We start from the raw sequence: 15,843 nt of genomic DNA on the forward strand, positions 1-15,843 counted from the left end.
AAACCGCTCTTGAAGCCTCAGCGGGCGCGGATCGCCGACTTCGGCCTGAAGGCCTTGCAGACCGAGTCGTCGGTTTCGAGGTAGGGCCCGCCGATCAGGTCGATGCAGTAGGGCACCGCCGCGAAGATGCCCGGCACCACCTGGGCGCCCTCGGCGTCCTTCAGGCCTTCGAGCGTCTCGGCGATCGACTTGGGCTGGCCGGGCAGGTTGATGATCAGGCTCCTGTCACGGATCACCGCCACCTGGCGCGAGAGGATCGCGGTGGGCACGAAGCGCAGGCTGATCTGGCGCATCTGCTCGCCGAAACCCGGCATTTCCTTGTGGGCCACGGCCAGCGTGGCCTCGGGCGTCACGTCGCGCAGGGCGGGTCCGGTGCCGCCTGTGGTCAGCACCAGCGAGCAGCCTGCGTCGACCAGTTCGATCAGCGTGGCGCTGATGCGCTCGGCCTCGTCGGGAATAAGTCGGGGCTCGAATTCGATGGGGTTCTTCAGCGCGCGGCCCAGCCATTCCTTCAGCGAGGGCAGGCCCTTGTCTTCGTAGGTGCCGCTGGAGGCGCGGTCGCTGATGGAGACGATGCCGATGCGCACCGGGTCGAATGCGCCTTCGCTCATTGGAATACCTTCGTTCTTCGCACTGCGGTGCGAGCTTGCTCGGGGCGGCCCGGCGCGGCGCTCATGCGTCTTCCTCGCGGTCCTGCGCGGCGGCAGCGGCTGCGTGGTCGTCGCTGCCGTGCACGGCCAGCTGGGCGCGCACCAGCTGGAAGATCTCGCGGTAGGCCTTGCCCTGGCGGGGGGCTTCGCCGGCGGGGCCGGTCTTCATGTCCTTGCGGGCCTGGCGGACGAGGGCGCGCAGCTGTTGCGAGTCGGTGGCGGGGTGGGTCTCGATCCAGCCGCCCAGCGCGTCGTCGTCGGCGATCAGGCGGTCGCGCCAGCGCTCGGCCTCGTGCAGGGCCGCCACTTCGGCTGCGGGCACGGTGTTCTGCTCCAGCAGGGCCTGCTTCACGGCTTCGAGCACCTCGGGCTCCAGCTTGCGCATGAGCTTGCCGATGTACTGCATCTGGCGGCGCTTGCCCTCGAAATTGGTGATCCGCCTGGCCTCGGCGATGGCTTCGACCAGTTTCTCGTCGAGCTGGAGGGCGTCGAACAGGCCGGCGCGCAGGGTGAGCAGCTCGGCGCCCAGCTTCTGCAGCTCTTCGCTTTCGCGCTTCAGGTCGGTGCGGCTGGCGTCGTCGGAGCCCTTGAGCTCGCGCTTGAGCTCGAGGTCGAGCTCGCTGCCTTCGGCCACGAAATGGCCGCGGACGTAATAGCCTTTTTTGGGTTTGCGGGACATGGGATGGATTCTGGGCCGCGCCGTGCGGCGTTGCAACGCGCGGCGGGAATCTGCTGAAAACGGGAAATGGGGGGCGCAAGTATCATAGCCACCACATGACGACATCCTCCTCGCGCGCCGATTCCGGCTTCGCCTACAGCCGTTCCTTCTTCGAAAACCTGGTCGACACCGCATTGGCGCACGCCAAGAAGCTCGGTGCCACCGACGCCGGGGCCGAGGCCTCCGAGGGCTGCGGCCTGAGCGTCTCGGTGCGCAAGGGCGAGCTCGAGAACGTCGAGCGCAACCGCGACAAGTCGCTGGGCGTCACAGTCTACGTGGGCCACCGCCGCGGCAACGCCAGCACCTCCGACTTCTCCGAGGCGGCCATCGCCCAGACCGTCCAGGCAGCCTACGACATCGCCCGTTTCACGGCCGAAGACCCCGTCAGCGGCCTGCCGGACGAGGAGGACATCGCCAAGGAACACCCCGAGCTCGACCTGTTCCACCCCTGGGACGTGACCAGCGAGCAGGCCGCGAAGCTGGCCCTGGAATGCGAAGAGGCCGCCTTGTCGACCGACAAGCGCATCACCAACAGCGAGGGCGCGGGCGTCTCGGCCCAGCAGAGCCACTTCTTCAGCGCCCACACGCACGGCTTCCGTGGCGGCTATGCCAGCTCGCGGCACTCCATCTCGGTGGCGCCGATCGCCGGCAAGGGCGACGACATGCAGCGCGATGCCTGGTACAGCTCCATGCGCTCGGCCGACGAACTGGCCAGTCCGCAGGCCGTGGGCCGCTACGCCGCCGAGCGGGCGCTCAGCCGCCTGAAGGCGCGCAAGATCAAGACCGTCGAATGCCCGGTGCTGTTCGAGTCGCCGCTGGCCGTGGGCCTGCTGGGCTCGCTGGTGCAGGCCGTGAGCGGCGGTTCGCTCTACCGCAAGAGCAGCTTCCTGCTCGATTCGCTGGGCAAGCCCGTGCTGCCGGCGCACGTCGACGTGGCCGAAGACCCGCACCTGCTTCGCGGCAAGGGCAGCGCCCCCTTCGACGACGAGGGCGTGACCACCCGGGCGCGCAAGGTGGTCGACGCCGGCCGCCTCGAAGGCTATTTCCTCTCGACCTACTCGGCACGCAAGCTGGGCATGAAGACCACCGGCAACGCCGGCGGCTCGCACAACCTGACCCTGAGCTCGCGTCTGACCAAGCACACCGACGACCTCGACGCCATGCTCGCGAAGCTGGGCACCGGCCTCTTCGTGATCGAACTGATGGGGCAGGGCGTGAACTACGTGACCGGCGACTATTCGCGCGGCGCCAGCGGCTTCTGGGTCGAGAAGGGCAGGATCGCCTTCCCGGTGCAGGAGATCACCATCGCCGGCAACCTCAAGGACATGCTGCTGGGTATTGAAGCCATCGGGGCCGATGCCTACACTTTCGGCGCCAAGACCACGGGATCGGTCCTGGTGAGCCGCATGAAGGTCGCCGGCGCCTGAAGGCTGCGCCGCACGGCCTGCGCGCGAAGGCTGGTCGAACATGAGGCACAACACGGCGCGAAAACCCGAACTCGAGCACGAACTGATGCGCGACCCGCGGCTGGGCTTCGAGCCGGCGGGCGGCAGTTCGGTACGGTGCCTGCAGCACGGCGTGCCGTGGCCCTTCGACTGCTGGCACTACCACGACGAATACGAGCTGCAGTGCATCAACCGCAGCAGCGGCGACGCCTTCGTCGGCGACCACATCGGCCGCTTCGAGCCCGGCTATGTCGCGCTCGTGGGAGCGCGGCTGCCCCACACATGGATCTCGCACGACGTGCCGCCGGAGGGCATCGCCGAGCGCAGCATGGTCATCCACTTCCGCGACGAGCCGCTGCGCAAGGGCGCTGACCTCTTCCCCGAGCTCGAGGCGGTGCTGCCGATGCTCGACCGGGCCAAGCTGGGCATCGAGTTCTTCGGCATCGGCGACCTCGTGCGTGACCGCTTCCAGCGGGTGCAGCAGCAGGAGGGCATGGCGCGGCTCTCGGCCTTCATCGGGCTGTTGCACGAACTGGCCCGCTGGCCGGACTGGCGCCAGATTTCGAGCACCGCCGACCCGGCCGGGGAAGACCCGAGCGCCAACACCCGCATGCGCCGCGTGCTCGACTACCTCGACCGGCACCTGACCGAGGAGCTCTCGCTGCCGGCCGTGTGCGCCGTGGCCAACATGGCCGAAAGCAGCTTCTCGCGCTGGTTCCACCGGCACATGGGCGCGACCTTCACCGACTTCGTCACGCGGCTGCGCGTGGCCAAGGCCTGCGAGATGCTGCAGGTGTCCGACCGGCTGGTGAGCGACATCTGCTACGAGGTGGGCTTCGCGAACCTCGCCAACTTCAACCGCCGCTTCCTGCAGCTCAAGGGCATGACGCCCTCGGCCTACCGCCAGCAGGCGCAGGACCGCTTCGGGCTGCGCACCGCGCGCAACACGCCGCTCGCCACCGCGGACTGAGCCGTTCCGGCCTCAGGCGGCCGTGTCCCGCGGCGTCAGGTGCCGGGTCAGCGCCCAGAACAGCAGCGCCGTGCCGCTGACGAGTGCCCCGGCCAGGCAGACGCCGTTCCAGCCCGCATGGGCGTACACCATGGTCGAAGCCATCGATCCGGTGGCGGAGCCGATCGAATAGAAGATCATGTACCCGGCCGTCAGCCGGCTCTGCGCCTCGGGCCGCACGCGGTAGATCAGGCTCTGGTTGGCCACGTGCACCGACTGCAGGCCGAAGTCGATGACGATCACGCCCGCCACCATCGCCCAGATCGACCACGGCAGCATCGCGATGAGCCCCCACGACAGCAGCATCGCGCTCAGGCCGATGAAGGTGGTGTGCTGCGCGCGGCCACGATCCGCCTGCCGGCCGGCACGCGCGGCGCCCAGGGCTCCGGCCGCGCCCGCGAGGCCGAAAAGCCCCACCTGCGTGTGCGACAGCGAGAAGGGCGGTGCGGTCAGCGGCAGCACCATCGGCGTCAGCATCATGGTGATGGACATGAAGATCAGCATCGCGAGCACGGCCCGGATGCGCAGCACCGGCTCCTGCGCGAAAAGGGCGAAGACCGAGCGGATCAGCTGCGGGTACGCAATGCCCGGCACGGGCCGCGTGCTGGCCGGCAGCGCCGTCCACAGCAGGCCGGCGACCACCAGCGTGGCCGCCGCCGATGCCAGGTAGACCGAGCGCCAGCCGAAGAAGTCGGACAGCGTGCCCGACACCGCCCGTGCCAGCAGGATGCCGAGGATGATGCCGCTGGTGACGGTGCCCACCACGCGGCCGCGCTCGCCCGGCGCGGCCAGGCTCGCTGCGTAGGCGACCAGCACCTGCGTCACGACCGCCAGCACGCCCATGACGGCCATGGCCGGCAGCAGCACCGCAGCGCTCGGCGCCAGCGCCACGGCCAGCAGCGCGACCACAGACAGCAGCGACTGCCCGACGATCAGCCTGCGCCGGTCTGCGAGGTCGCCCAGCGGAACCACCAGCAGCAGCCCCAGCCCGTAGCCGATCTGCGTGATGGTGATGACCACGCCGACCGTGGCGGGCCGGATGCCGAAGGTGTGGGCCAGCGTATCCAGCAGCGGCTGGGCGTAGTAGACGTTGGCCACCGCCAGGCCGCAGGCGACGGCGAACAGGAGCGCCAGCGCGTTCGATATCGACGGCGTGGGGCACGGGCGTGCCTTTGCCGCATCGGCGTTCAGTTCCACGGCGGCTCTCCTCAGGCGCTCGGCGCTACGACGTGGAAGCGATGCGCGAGCCGCTCGATCGGCTCCCGGTACATGAAGGACGAGGCCGGAGCGCCGTGCAGCAGGGGCAGGGTGGGCAGCGCCGGGTCGCCTGCCTCGCGATGGAAGATCTTCAGGCCGTCGATGGCGAGGGTGCGGTAGGGGGTCATGGCTGTGCGGCGCGATGCCGATTCTGGTTTCAAAAAAAGACCGAATTGATTCTATCTATCTGGTTTTATCTTGCAACCGACGTGGCGTGGCCGGCACCTTGTACGAATCTGCCTCCGGCAAAACCCCAGGCAGGCTGGTCATCAAAATACCAGTGCCCCGGCTCGCGTGTACGCGGAGCCGCGACGCCGCTGCCTACGCTTCGTCCCACCTGTTCGCGCCGTGATTCCCCGGCGATCCACGACAGGCTCATAGGAGACAAAGCGATGGCTGTTCAAGAAAACCGGTGCCGGCTGAAGCGCTGCGCGATGCTGCTGGCGGCGCTGGCCGCATGGGCCGGCGCGGCCCAGGCCCAGCAGGTCTGCAAGGAGGATCTGCGCGTCCTGTCCCAGCCCCGCGACGGGCTGACCCTGCTCGAGAAGTACAAGGACGAGTTCAAGGCCCTCGGAGGCGCCTCGTTCAACATCGACAACCTCAACGAGAACGACCGCCGCACCAAGACCCGCGCGGACGCCTCCACGGTGGGCAAGTACCACGTGTACTACGTCGACGAGGCCAACGTGCCGCTGTTCGCCCAGTCGAAGTGGATCGTGCCGCTGGCCAAGTACTACCCCGCCGAGTACGACTACGCCGACTTCGACCCCGGCCGCCAGAAGGTCGCCACCTTCGACGGCCAGGTCTGGTTCGCGCCGCTCACCGGCGGCGGCGACCTGCTGGTCTACCGCAAGGACCTGCTCGAGAAGGCCGGCATCAAGCCGCCGACCACGCTCGACGAGTTCGTCGCCGCGGCGAAGAAGCTCAACGACCCGGCCAATGGCGTCTACGGCGTGGCGTTGCGCGGCCAGCGCGGCTCGGGCGCCAACGTGTGGCGCTGGATGCCGTTCTTCCGCGGCTACGGCGGCCAGTGGTTCGACGGCGACAAGCCCGTGTTCGATTCCGCCGCCGCGGTGAAGGCGACGCAGACCTATCTCGACCTGTTCAAGTACTCGGCCCCCGGCACCAAGACCGGCGGCTGGGACGAGTCCACCGGCGCCTTCCTTGCCGGCAAGGTGGCGATGCTTGTCGAATCGACCCCGCTGGCCGGCAACGCGCTCGACCCGAAGATGTCGACCGTGATCGGCAAGATCGCCTACCTGCCGCCGCCCGCGCCTCTGACCGGCGGCGGCTACGGCCACGGCCTGGCCATCGGCGCCAAGGCCAACAAGACCGAGGAGGCGAAGAAGTGCGCCGGCCTCTTCATCGCATGGGCCACCTCGAAGCAGCAGGAGCAGCGCCGCCTCGCGGAAGGCCAGTTCGGCGAACTCAACCGCACCAGCGTGCTGTCGAGTCCCGAGTTCGCCAAGCGCTACGGCGCCGACCTCGGCAAGGCGCTGGCCGACACCGGCAAGGTCACGGCCGTGAACTTCTGGCAGGACCCGGCCTGGCCCGACCTCGGTGACCGCTGGGGGATCATCCTCGAGGAGCTGATCACGGGATCGCGCACCGACATCAAGGCCGGCCTCGACGAACTCGACGGCTACGCGAAGCAACTGGTCGCGCGGCGCAAGAAGTAATGACGCTCAGGGAGAAGAAAAAGAAGACGACGAGGCTCCCTCTCGTCTTCATCGGGCCCGGCCTGCTGGTGCTTGCAGTGCTGGCGCTGGTGCCCACGCTTTTCGCGATCGGCATCTCGCTGCAGGACCGCGAGCTGGGCCAGGCCGACACGGCCTGGGTCTGGCTGTCTAACTACGTCCAGCTCTTCTCGGACCGGCGCTTCCTCAACTCGGTGCGCGTGTCGCTGGTGTGGGAGGTGCTGACGGTCAGCGCCACCATGGGCCTCGCGGTGCTGCTGGGCGTGCTGATGTTCCAGTGCACCACCGCGCGCTGGCGCAATGTGCTGTCGATGCTGTTCATCGTGCCGGTGCTGCTGCCGCGCGTGTCGGCCGCCTTCGTGTGGAAGTTCGCCTTCCATCCGCTCTTCGGCCTGCTGACCTGGCCGTACAAGGCGATCACGGGCGAGCCGCTCGACCTGCTGGCCAGCCCGGTCACAGCGCTGCTCACCGTGGCCTTCGTCGACGTGTGGCAGTGGGGCCTGTTCTTCGCCGTCATCGTGCTCAAGCTGCTCGAGACCCTGCCGCCGCAGCCCTTCGAGGCAGCGCGCATGGACCACGCGAAGACCTGGGAGGTCTACGCCTACGTGGCGCTGCCCATGCTCAAGGCGCCGCTGGTCAGCCTGTGCTTCGTGAAGATGGTGGAGTCGCTGCGCGCCTTCGACCTCATCTACGTGATGACGCGCGGCGGCCCCGGCATCTCGACGGAGACGCTGGACATGTATGCCTTCTCGCAGGGCTTCATCGAGTCGGGCCGCATCTCGTATGCATCGAGCATGGCGGTGCTGATGATGGTCGCCTCGACCGTGGCCTTCACCTACATCTGGAAATGGACGCGGCCCAAATGAGCGCTTCCCCGAAGAAGAACAGGCTCTCCATCGGCACGCTGCTCGCGCGGCTGGTACTGAGCGCGGCCGGGCTGTCGGCGCTGGTGCCGGTGCTGTGGACCTTTCTCAACTCGTTCAAGAACCGGGTCGACATCGTCTCGGCGGTGCCCAGGTTCTTCTTCACGCCCACGCTGGAGAACTACGTCTATGTGCTCAGCCGCGAGGCGGTGGCGCAGGGGCTCGTCAACTCCGTCGTGGTGGTGGGCTCGGCGGTGATCGCCGGCGCGGTGCTCGGGCTGCCCGCGGCCTATGCGCTCGCGCGCTATCCGCTGCGTCGGGCCGACGACATCCAGTTCTTCGTGCTCTCGATGCGCTTCCTGCCGCCGGTGGCGGTAGCCATTCCGCTGATGGTGATCTGGCTGCAGCTGGAGCTGTACGACACGCGCATCGCGCTGATCGTCACCTACACGCTGCTCACGCTGTCTACCGTGATCTGGCTCGCGATTCCTGCCTTCAAGGCGGTGCCCAGGGAAGTGGAGGAGGCCGGCCGCGTCGACGGCTACGGCCCTTACGCAATCTTCTTCAGGGTGTCGCTGCCGATCGCCGCGCGCTCGCTGATCGGTGCCATCGCCTTCGGCTTCGTGCTGGTGTGGAACGAGTTCCTCATCGCGCTGATGCTCACCACCTCGGACGCCAAGACGCTGCCCATCGTGGCCTCGGAGCTGAGCCAGCTCGGGCGCGACGTGCCCTGGGGCATCCTGAACGCGTCCGTCATCCTGCTGTCGCTGCCGCCGCTGCTCATGGTCGGCGTGCTCAGCGGCTTCCTCAACGCCGCGTTCAAGCGCAGGCGCGACGCGGCGTGAGCCCCAAGGCGATCCCTCTTTCCCGGAACAACGAAATGTCCGCAATCAGCTGTCACAAGATCATCAAGCGCTACGGCGACACGCAGGTCGTCCACCAGTTCGACCTCGACGTGTCCGACAACGAGTTCGTCGTGTTCCTCGGCCCCTCGGGCTGCGGCAAGTCGACCATCCTGCGCATGCTCGCAGGGCTGGAGGACATCTCCGACGGCGACCTCATGATCGGCGGCCAGCGCGTGAACGACCTGCCGCCGCAGGATCGCGGCATCGCCATGGTGTTCCAGAACTACGCGCTCTATCCGCACATGAGCGTGCGCGACAACATCGCATTCGGCCTCAAGCGGCTGAAGGTGCCCAAGGCCGAGATCGACGCGCGCATCAAGGAGGTGTCGGACACGCTGGGGCTGGAACGCTACCTGCAGCGCAAGCCCGCCGAGCTGTCGGGCGGGCAGCAGCAGCGCGTGGCGATCGCGCGGGCGATGATCAAGACGCCGAAGGTCTTCCTCTTCGACGAGCCGCTGTCGAACCTCGACGCCAAGTTGCGCAACCACATGCGCATCGAGATCGCCCGGCTGCACCAGGCGCTGAAGACCACCACCGTGTACGTGACCCACGACCAGCACGAAGCGATGACGCTGGCCGACCGCATCGTGCTGCTGCGCGACGGACGCATCGAACAGGTCGGTTCGCCGCGCGAGATCTTCGAGCGGCCGCGCTCGGCCTTCGTGGCCGGCTTCATCGGCACGCCGCCGATGAATCTGGTGGAGATGAGCGTGCGCGAAGCCGGCGGCCATTTCGAACTGACGGGCCGCGAGGGCACGGTGTGGGTGGACCCGCGGCGCTTCGCGCTGGAAGGCCGCGAGCGCGTGACGCTGGGCATCCGGCCGGCGCACCTGCAGGTCGATACGCAGGACGGGCGCGATGGCGGCTTCGCCGGCGAAGTGCAGCTCATCGAATATCTCGGCAACGAGGTGCTGGTGAGCTTCGGCCGGGGCGGCGGCGAGGTCGCCGCGCTCATGCCTGCCGCGCAACGCCCCGGTCTGCGCGATTGCGTGCGCTTCGTTGCCGACCCGGCGCAGGTGCACCTGTTCGACATCGATTCGGGCGCCTCGCTGCTGCGCGCCGAAGCCTCATTGCATTGACGACACATCGACCGCACAACGACAACACTTCTGCAAGGACTCGAAGACATGAAAGCACTGGTTCTGGAAAAGGCTCACGAGCTCAGGCTGCGCGAGCTCGACATTCCGCTTCACGTGGGGCCGCGCGACGTGAAGATCCGCATGCACACCGTGGGCGTGTGCGGCAGCGACGTTCACTACTACCAGCACGGCGGCATCGGCCCGTACGTGGTGCAGGAGCCGATGGTGCTGGGCCACGAGGCATCGGGCACGGTGGTGGAGGTGGGCGCGGAGGTCACGCACCTCAAGCCCGGCGACCGCGTGTGCATGGAGCCCGGCATTCCCGCGGCCGATTCGCGTGCCACGCTCGAAGGCATCTACAACCTGGACCCGGCCGTGCGCTTCTGGGCCACGCCGCCCATCCACGGCTGCCTCACGCCCTTCGTGGTGCACCCGGCGGCCTTCACCTTCCGCCTGCCCGACAACGTGAGCTTCGGCGAGGGCGCGATCGTCGAGCCGCTGTCGATCGGCCTGCAGGCCGCCAAGAAGGCTGCGCTGAAGCCCGGCGACGTGGCGGTGGTCGTCGGCGCCGGCACCATCGGCGCGATGACGGCGCTGGCTGCGCTCGCGGGCGGCGCGGCGCGCGTGATCCTCGCGGACCTCGTGCCCGAGAAGCTGGCGCTCTTCGACGGCAACCCTGCGGTGACGACCGTCGACGTGCGCGGCACCAACCTGGCCGAGGCCGTGAAGTCGCTGACCGAGGGCTGGGGCGCCAACGTGGTCTTCGAGGCCAGCGGCAGCGCGCGCGCCTTCGAGGGCATCGTCGACCTGCTGTGCCCCGGCGGCTGCCTCGTGCTGGTGGGCATGCCCGGCGGCAAGGTGCCGATGGACATCGTCGCGATCCAGTCGAAGGAGGTGCGCATCGAGTCGGTGTTCCGCTACGCCAACATCTTCCCGCGCGCGCTGGCGCTGATCGCCTCGGGCCAGGTCGACGTGAAGCCCTTCATCTCGCGCACCTTCGACTTCGCCGACGGCGTGCGGGCCTTCGAGGAAGCGGCAGCGGCCCGCGCGGGCGACGTGAAGATCCAGATCGAGTTTCCGCAGGGCGCCGAAGCCTGACGCATTCCTGAAGCTCCGTTTCGGCAGCCGCCTGAGCAAGGGGAAATGCCGGGGGGCGCGGCGCGCATGCGCGGCTACAGTGGCCGGGTTTTGCCACCCGGAGTCCGCGAGCCGATGCCCCTGGAGTTTCGCAACGTAGTCCTCACAGGCGCCTGCGGCGGCCTGGGCCAGGCGCTTGCACGCGAGCTGATCGAAGGCGGCGCGCAGGTCGCGCTGGCGGGGCTCGATGCCGGAAAGCTCGAGGCGCTTGCCGCGCGGGCGCCCGGGCGCTGCGCGGTCTATACCCCCGACGTGTCGAACGGGCCGCAGATGCAGGCGTTGGCCGCCGACTGGATGGCCAGGGCCGGCGTGCCCGATCTGGTGGTCGCCAATGCCGGTGTCGCGGGCGGCTACGACACCGCGCAGGCCGACGACCTGGCCGTGTTCCGCCGCATGCTCGAAATCAACCTGCTGGGCGCGGCCACCACCTTTCAGCCCTTCGTGAGCGCGATGCGTGCGCAGCGCCGCGGCGCGCTGGTCGGCATGGCCAGCATCGCGGGCTGGCGCGGCATGCCGGGCAACGGCGCGTATTGCGCGAGCAAGGCCGGGCTGATCCGCTACCTCGAAAGCCTGCGCGCAGAGCTTCGCGAGACCGGGCTCACGGTTCACACGGTGAGCCCCGGCTACATCCGCACCGCGCTCACCGCCGGCAACCGCTTCGCGATGCCGGGGCTGCTCGAAGCCGACGATGCCGCGCACCGGCTGCTGGCGGCCGTGGCCGCGGGGCGCGAGAAGATCGTGCTGCCGCGCCGCATCGGCTGGCTCTCGAAGATGCTCGATCTCCTGCCGGAGAAGCTGCATGACCGCCTGCTGCGCGGCCAGCCGCGCAAGCCGCGCCTGGGCGAGGCGGGCGCCACGGCCATCCCCGGCCTTTCTTCCAGTCTTTCCTCCGATCTCCCCAAGGAGCCTCCGACCCGATGACGACGCCGAACGACGCCGTACCCACCCACGAACAGATCGCGCTCATCGGCGCGGGCCCCTCCGGCCTCGCCGGCGCGCGCAACCTGCAGAAGCACGGCGTGCCGTTCCAGGGCTTCGAGGCGCATGGCGACGTGGGCGGGCTTTGGGACATCTCCAACCCGCGCTCCACCGTCTACCACTCGGCGCACCTGATCTCGAGCAAGTGCACCACCGAGTTCACCGAGTTCCCGATGGCCGACAGCGTGGCCGATTACCCGAGCCACCGCGAACTGCGCCGCTACTTCAGCGACTTCGCCGACAAGTTCGGCCTGCGGGAACACTTCCGCTTCAACACGCGCGTGCTGCGCGTCGAGCCCGTGAGCGATGCTCCCGGCACGCGCTGGCTCGTCACCACCGAGGACGGCGAGGGCACGATCGAGACGGCCGAATACAGGGGCGTGGTCATCGCCAACGGCACGCTCGCCGAGCCCAAGCGGCCGAGCTTCGACGGCAACTTCGACGGCGAACTGCTGCACACCAGCGACTACAAGCACCCGGAGCTCTTCAAGGACAAGCGCGTGCTGATCGTCGGCGCAGGCAATTCGGGCTGCGACATCGCGGTTGATGCGGTGCATTACGCGAGGAGCGTAGACATCTCTGTACGGCGCGGCTACTACTTCGTGCCCAAGTACGTCTTCGGCAAGCCGGCCGATACGCTGGGCGGCAAGCGGCCGCTGCCGCCATGGCTCAAGCAGCGCATCGACTCGACGGTGCTCAAGTGGTTCACCGGCGATCCGGTGCGCTTCGGCTTCCCGAAGCCCGACTACCGGATGTACGAGTCGCACCCCGTCGTGAACTCGCTGGTGCTGCACCACGTGGGCCACGGCGACATCGGCGTGCGCGCCGACGTCGCGCGGCTCGATGGGCATACGGTGCATTTCAGGGACGGCAGCGCGCGCGAGTACGACCTGATCCTCGCGGCGACCGGCTACGCGCTGCACTACCCCTTCATCGACCGCCAACTGCTGAACTGGCAGGGCATGGCGCCGCGGCTGTACCTCAACATCTTCTCGCCGCGCTTCGAGAACATCGCGGTGCTCGGGATGATCGAGGCCAGCGGCATCGGCTGGCAGGGCCGCTACGAGCAGGCCGAGCTGGTAGCGCGCTACTTCCGCGCGCAGGGCAGCGGTTCGCCCAAGGCGGCTGCGCTACGAGCCGCCGCGCAGGGGCCGGCACCCGACCTGTCGGGCGGCTTCAAGTACCTGCAGCTGGAACGCATGGCGTACTACGTGCACAAGGACACCTACCGCGCGGCCGTGCGCAATGCCGCCGCGGCGCTGGCTGACCCTGCCTGAAGACGAAGAAAGAAGGAGGCCCCGCGCATGCTGCCCGTCGACGAGATACGCCTGCACTTCAACCCCGCCTCGCTGGTGTTGCTGAACGTGGTGCTGGGCTTCCTGATGTTCGGCATCGCGCTGGACACGCGCATCGAGGACTTCAGGCGCGTGGCGCGCATGCCCGGCGCGATGGCCGTGGGCATCGGCGCGCAGTTCATCGTGCTGCCGGCGGTGACCTACGCGCTCACGCTGATCCTCAAGCCCGGTCCGAGCATCGCGCTGGGCATGATCCTCGTGGCTTGCTGCCCGCCCGGAAACATCTCGCAGATCCTCACGCACCGCGCAGGCGGGAACGTGGCGCTGTCGGTGTCGATGACGGCGATCTCGAACGCGATCTCCATCGTGGTGATGCCGCTGAACTTCGCGTTCTGGGGCGGCCTGCATCCGACGGCCTCGGCGCTGCTGAAGACCATCGCACTCGATCCGCTGGACATGCTGGGGCACATCGTGGCGATCATCGGCATTCCCTTCGTGCTGGGCGTGGTCTGCGCGCACCGGTTCCCGGCGCTCACGGCGCGCATCAAGAAGCCGGTGGGCGTGCTGAGCTTCGTCGCGCTGATCGTGTTCATCGTCGGCGCCATCGCGGGCAACTGGCACTTCTTCCTCGACTACGTGGGACTGGTGCTGATGGCGGTGGTGATCCACGACGCGCTGGCCTTCGGCACCGGCTACCTGTGCGCGCGGCTCTCGGGGCTGGGCGACTACGACCGGCGGGCGGTGTCCATCGAGGTGGGCATCCGCAATTCGGGGCTCGGGCTGGTGCTGATCTTCAGCTTCTTCGGCGGACTCGGCGGCATGGCCGTGGTGGCGGGCGTGTGGGGCTTCTGGGACATCATCGCCGGCCTCGCGCTGGCGAGCTGGTGGGGGCGCAAGCCCACGCAGCCATGAGCGGCGAAGGATTCGTTGCGCGCCGCGTGCTGGTGACGGGGGCCGATGGTTTCCTGGGGCGAAGCCTGCTCGCCGCGCTGGCGGAGCAGGGCAGGCTGGAGGCGCTGGTCGCGGTCGACGTGCGCGAAGTTCCGCCGGACCGCCGGCTCATGGGCGTGACCTACCGGCAGCTTGACGTGCGCGACTCGCGCATTGCCGAAGCCATCGCCGACCATGCCATCGACACCGTGGTGCATCTCGCATCCATCGTCACGCCGGGCAAGGACTCGAACCGCGCCTTCGAACATTCGGTGGACGTGGGCGGCACGCGCAACGTGCTCGAAGCCTGCGTGGCGAACGGCGTGCGGCACATCGTGGTGTCGTCCAGCGGCGCGGCCTACGGCTACCACGCCGACAACCCGGCGTGGATCACCGAGTCGCAGCCGCTGCGCGGCAACGTGGTGTTCGCCTACGCCGACCACAAGCGGCAGGTGGAGGAGATGCTCGCCGACTACCGCGAGCGGCATCCGTCGCTGGCGCAGACGGTGCTGCGTATCGGCACCATCCTGGGCGAGCGGGTGGACAACCAGATCACTGCGCTGTTCGAGAAGAAGCGGCTCATCGCGATCCGCGGCAGTGCGAGCCCCTTCGTGTTCGTGTGGGACGAGGACGTGACGGGCGCCATCGCCCATGCGCTCGGCGGCGCGCCGTCCGGTTGCTACAACCTCGCGGGCGATGGGGCTCTGACCATCCACGAGATCGCCTCGCGGCTCGGCAAGCATGCGGTCGACTGGCCCGCCGGCGTTCTGAAGGCGGCGCTGGCGGCGGGCTCGGCGCTGGGCGTCAGCCGCTACGGGCCGGAGCAGCTCGACTTCCTGCGCTACCGGCCGGTGCTGCTCAACACCGCGCTGAAGGAGCGCTTCGGCTATGTGCCGCTAAAGACCAGCAGCGAGGCCTTCGATGCGTTCGTGGCGGCGCGGGTGCGGCTGGGGCGGCCGGTCACTGCTTCGTCCTGATCTCGTCGGGCGGCGGCGCGACCAGGTAATCGAGCATGCGCCGAGCGTTGAGCGGCAGGTCTTCCGACGAGCGCACGCAGGCCATCAGCGTGCGCTCGGCCCAGGCGTCGGCCAACGAGGCGCGTGCGATCTTCATCGAGCGGGCGCACCGCTCGGCGGCGGTCTGCGGAACGATGCCGACGCCGATGCCGTACTCGACCATGCGGCAGACCGCCTCGAAGTTGCGCACGCGCACGCGGTAGGCCAGGTGCTTGCCCAGCGCGCGCACGTGCTGCGTGATCAACTGCTGCAGCGCGCTGTCGGCGGGCAGGCCGACGAATTCGCTGTCGACCACTTCGGCCAGCCGCAGGCGCCGGCGCGTGGCCAGCGCATGGCCGCGCGGCATCACCAGCACCAGGTCGTCGCGGCGGAAGGGGTGGCATTCGAGGCCCTCGCTGTCTATGGCGTCGGAGACGATGCCGATGTCGCACAGGCCGGCGCGCAGGGCTTCCACCGTGTCGGGGCTGGGCCGCTCTTCCAGATCGACCGAGATGCGCGGATGCTCCGCGAGGAAGCGGCTCAGCACCTCGGGCAGGTGCTCGGTCAGCGCCGAGGTGCCGCACATGAAGCGGACGTGGCCCTTGAGGCCCTGGCCGTACTCGCCGAGCTCGCCGCGCAGGCGCTCCATCTGCTGCAGCACGACGCGCGCATGGTGCAGCAGCGTGCGGCCGGCCTCGGTGGGGCGCACGCCCTGTGCATGGCGGGTGAGCAGGGGGCTGCCGAGTGCGTCTTCCATGCCGCGCACGCGCTGGCTGGCCGAAGCCAGGGTCATGTGCGAACGCCCCGCACCGGCAGTGAGACTGCCGGCCTCGACGACGTGGATGAAGAGCCGCAGGTCGGTAAGGTCGAATCGCATGATCCGGC

General features: G+C 68.7%; 16 protein-coding genes. 11 read left to right on the forward strand and 5 right to left on the reverse strand.

Annotated features, from left to right (window positions below):
* Nucleotides 1–17: 17 nt before the first annotated feature.
* Together mog and yjgA are read right to left on the reverse strand one after the other, a co-directional pair.
* Nucleotides 18–587, reverse strand: coding sequence for a molybdopterin adenylyltransferase (mog, locus tag ACTJLF_RS25040; RefSeq protein ID WP_405054337.1), 570 nt, complete (start codon nt 585–587; stop codon nt 18–20).
* 85 nt (nt 588–672) lie between these two features.
* The gene (gene yjgA / locus ACTJLF_RS25045) at nt 673–1,329 is read right to left on the reverse strand and encodes a ribosome biogenesis factor YjgA (RefSeq protein WP_019653435.1); all 657 of its coding nucleotides are present in this window, start codon (nt 1,327–1,329) and stop codon (nt 673–675) included.
* Between the two features lie 95 nt (nt 1,330–1,424).
* Between yjgA and pmbA the strand changes: the two genes are divergently transcribed.
* Entirely contained in the window at nt 1,425–2,795 is a 1,371-nt protein-coding gene (pmbA, locus tag ACTJLF_RS25050) for a metalloprotease PmbA (protein ID WP_440884107.1), read from the forward strand.
* A gap of 40 nt (nt 2,796–2,835) precedes the next feature.
* Nucleotides 2,836–3,783 (forward strand): helix-turn-helix domain-containing protein, encoded by a 948-nt coding sequence (locus tag ACTJLF_RS25055; RefSeq protein WP_132750583.1) that lies wholly within the window; start codon nt 2,836–2,838, stop codon nt 3,781–3,783.
* Between the two features lie 12 nt (nt 3,784–3,795).
* Here the strand turns inward: ACTJLF_RS25055 and ACTJLF_RS25060 are convergent, their stop codons facing one another.
* Both ACTJLF_RS25060 and ACTJLF_RS25065 read right to left on the reverse strand, forming a co-directional pair.
* Entirely contained in the window at nt 3,796–5,019 is a 1,224-nt protein-coding gene (locus ACTJLF_RS25060) for an MFS transporter (protein WP_354407700.1), read from the reverse strand.
* Nucleotides 5,020–5,030: 11 nt separating this feature from the next.
* Entirely contained in the window at nt 5,031–5,207 is a 177-nt protein-coding gene (locus tag ACTJLF_RS25065) for an alpha/beta fold hydrolase (protein WP_354322519.1), read from the reverse strand.
* Between the two features lie 264 nt (nt 5,208–5,471).
* Between ACTJLF_RS25065 and ACTJLF_RS25070 the strand changes: the two genes are divergently transcribed.
* The 9 genes from ACTJLF_RS25070 to ACTJLF_RS25110 all read left to right on the forward strand — a co-directional run bounded on the left by ACTJLF_RS25070 (nt 5,472) and on the right by ACTJLF_RS25110 (nt 14,940).
* Nucleotides 5,472–6,758, forward strand: a complete 1,287-nt coding sequence (locus ACTJLF_RS25070) for an ABC transporter substrate-binding protein (RefSeq protein ID WP_051127534.1) — start codon at nt 5,472–5,474, stop codon at nt 6,756–6,758.
* Nucleotides 6,758–7,642, forward strand: coding sequence for a carbohydrate ABC transporter permease (locus tag ACTJLF_RS25075; protein WP_132797793.1), 885 nt, complete (start codon nt 6,758–6,760; stop codon nt 7,640–7,642). Before ACTJLF_RS25070 ends, ACTJLF_RS25075 begins: the two co-directional genes overlap by 1 nt.
* Before the next feature lie 29 nt (nt 7,643–7,671).
* Nucleotides 7,672–8,484 (forward strand): carbohydrate ABC transporter permease, encoded by an 813-nt coding sequence (locus ACTJLF_RS25080; protein WP_440870876.1) that lies wholly within the window; start codon nt 7,672–7,674, stop codon nt 8,482–8,484.
* A 35-nt stretch (nt 8,485–8,519) separates the two neighbouring features.
* Nucleotides 8,520–9,623, forward strand: coding sequence for an ABC transporter ATP-binding protein (locus ACTJLF_RS25085; RefSeq protein WP_354407706.1), 1,104 nt, complete (start codon nt 8,520–8,522; stop codon nt 9,621–9,623).
* 48 nt (nt 9,624–9,671) lie between these two features.
* Entirely contained in the window at nt 9,672–10,721 is a 1,050-nt protein-coding gene (locus tag ACTJLF_RS25090; protein WP_126184511.1) for an NAD(P)-dependent alcohol dehydrogenase, read from the forward strand.
* 114 nt (nt 10,722–10,835) lie between these two features.
* Nucleotides 10,836–11,681: an SDR family oxidoreductase gene (locus ACTJLF_RS25095; protein WP_440884108.1), complete on the forward strand. Its 846-nt coding sequence runs from the start codon at nt 10,836–10,838 to the stop codon at nt 11,679–11,681.
* A complete protein-coding gene (locus tag ACTJLF_RS25100) occupies nt 11,678–13,015 on the forward strand; it encodes a flavin-containing monooxygenase (RefSeq protein ID WP_440884109.1) in 1,338 nt (445 codons plus the stop codon). Before ACTJLF_RS25095 ends, ACTJLF_RS25100 begins: the two co-directional genes overlap by 4 nt.
* A 27-nt stretch (nt 13,016–13,042) precedes the next feature.
* Nucleotides 13,043–13,945 (forward strand): bile acid:sodium symporter family protein, encoded by a 903-nt coding sequence (locus tag ACTJLF_RS25105; RefSeq protein WP_440884110.1) that lies wholly within the window; start codon nt 13,043–13,045, stop codon nt 13,943–13,945.
* A complete protein-coding gene (locus ACTJLF_RS25110) occupies nt 13,942–14,940 on the forward strand; it encodes an SDR family oxidoreductase (protein ID WP_354407714.1) in 999 nt (332 codons plus the stop codon). The genes ACTJLF_RS25105 and ACTJLF_RS25110 overlap by 4 nt, the downstream gene beginning before the upstream one ends.
* Here the strand turns inward: ACTJLF_RS25110 and ACTJLF_RS25115 are convergent.
* The gene (locus tag ACTJLF_RS25115; RefSeq protein WP_132750593.1) at nt 14,924–15,835 is read right to left on the reverse strand and encodes a LysR family transcriptional regulator; all 912 of its coding nucleotides are present in this window, start codon (nt 15,833–15,835) and stop codon (nt 14,924–14,926) included. The two genes, ACTJLF_RS25110 and ACTJLF_RS25115, sit on opposite strands and share 17 nt — an antisense overlap.
* Nucleotides 15,836–15,843: the final 8 nt, after the last annotated feature.

The sequence above is a fragment of the Variovorax sp. 22077 genome (assembly GCF_052044195.1).
Classification (GTDB): domain Bacteria; phylum Pseudomonadota; class Gammaproteobacteria; order Burkholderiales; family Burkholderiaceae_C; genus Variovorax; species Variovorax atrisoli.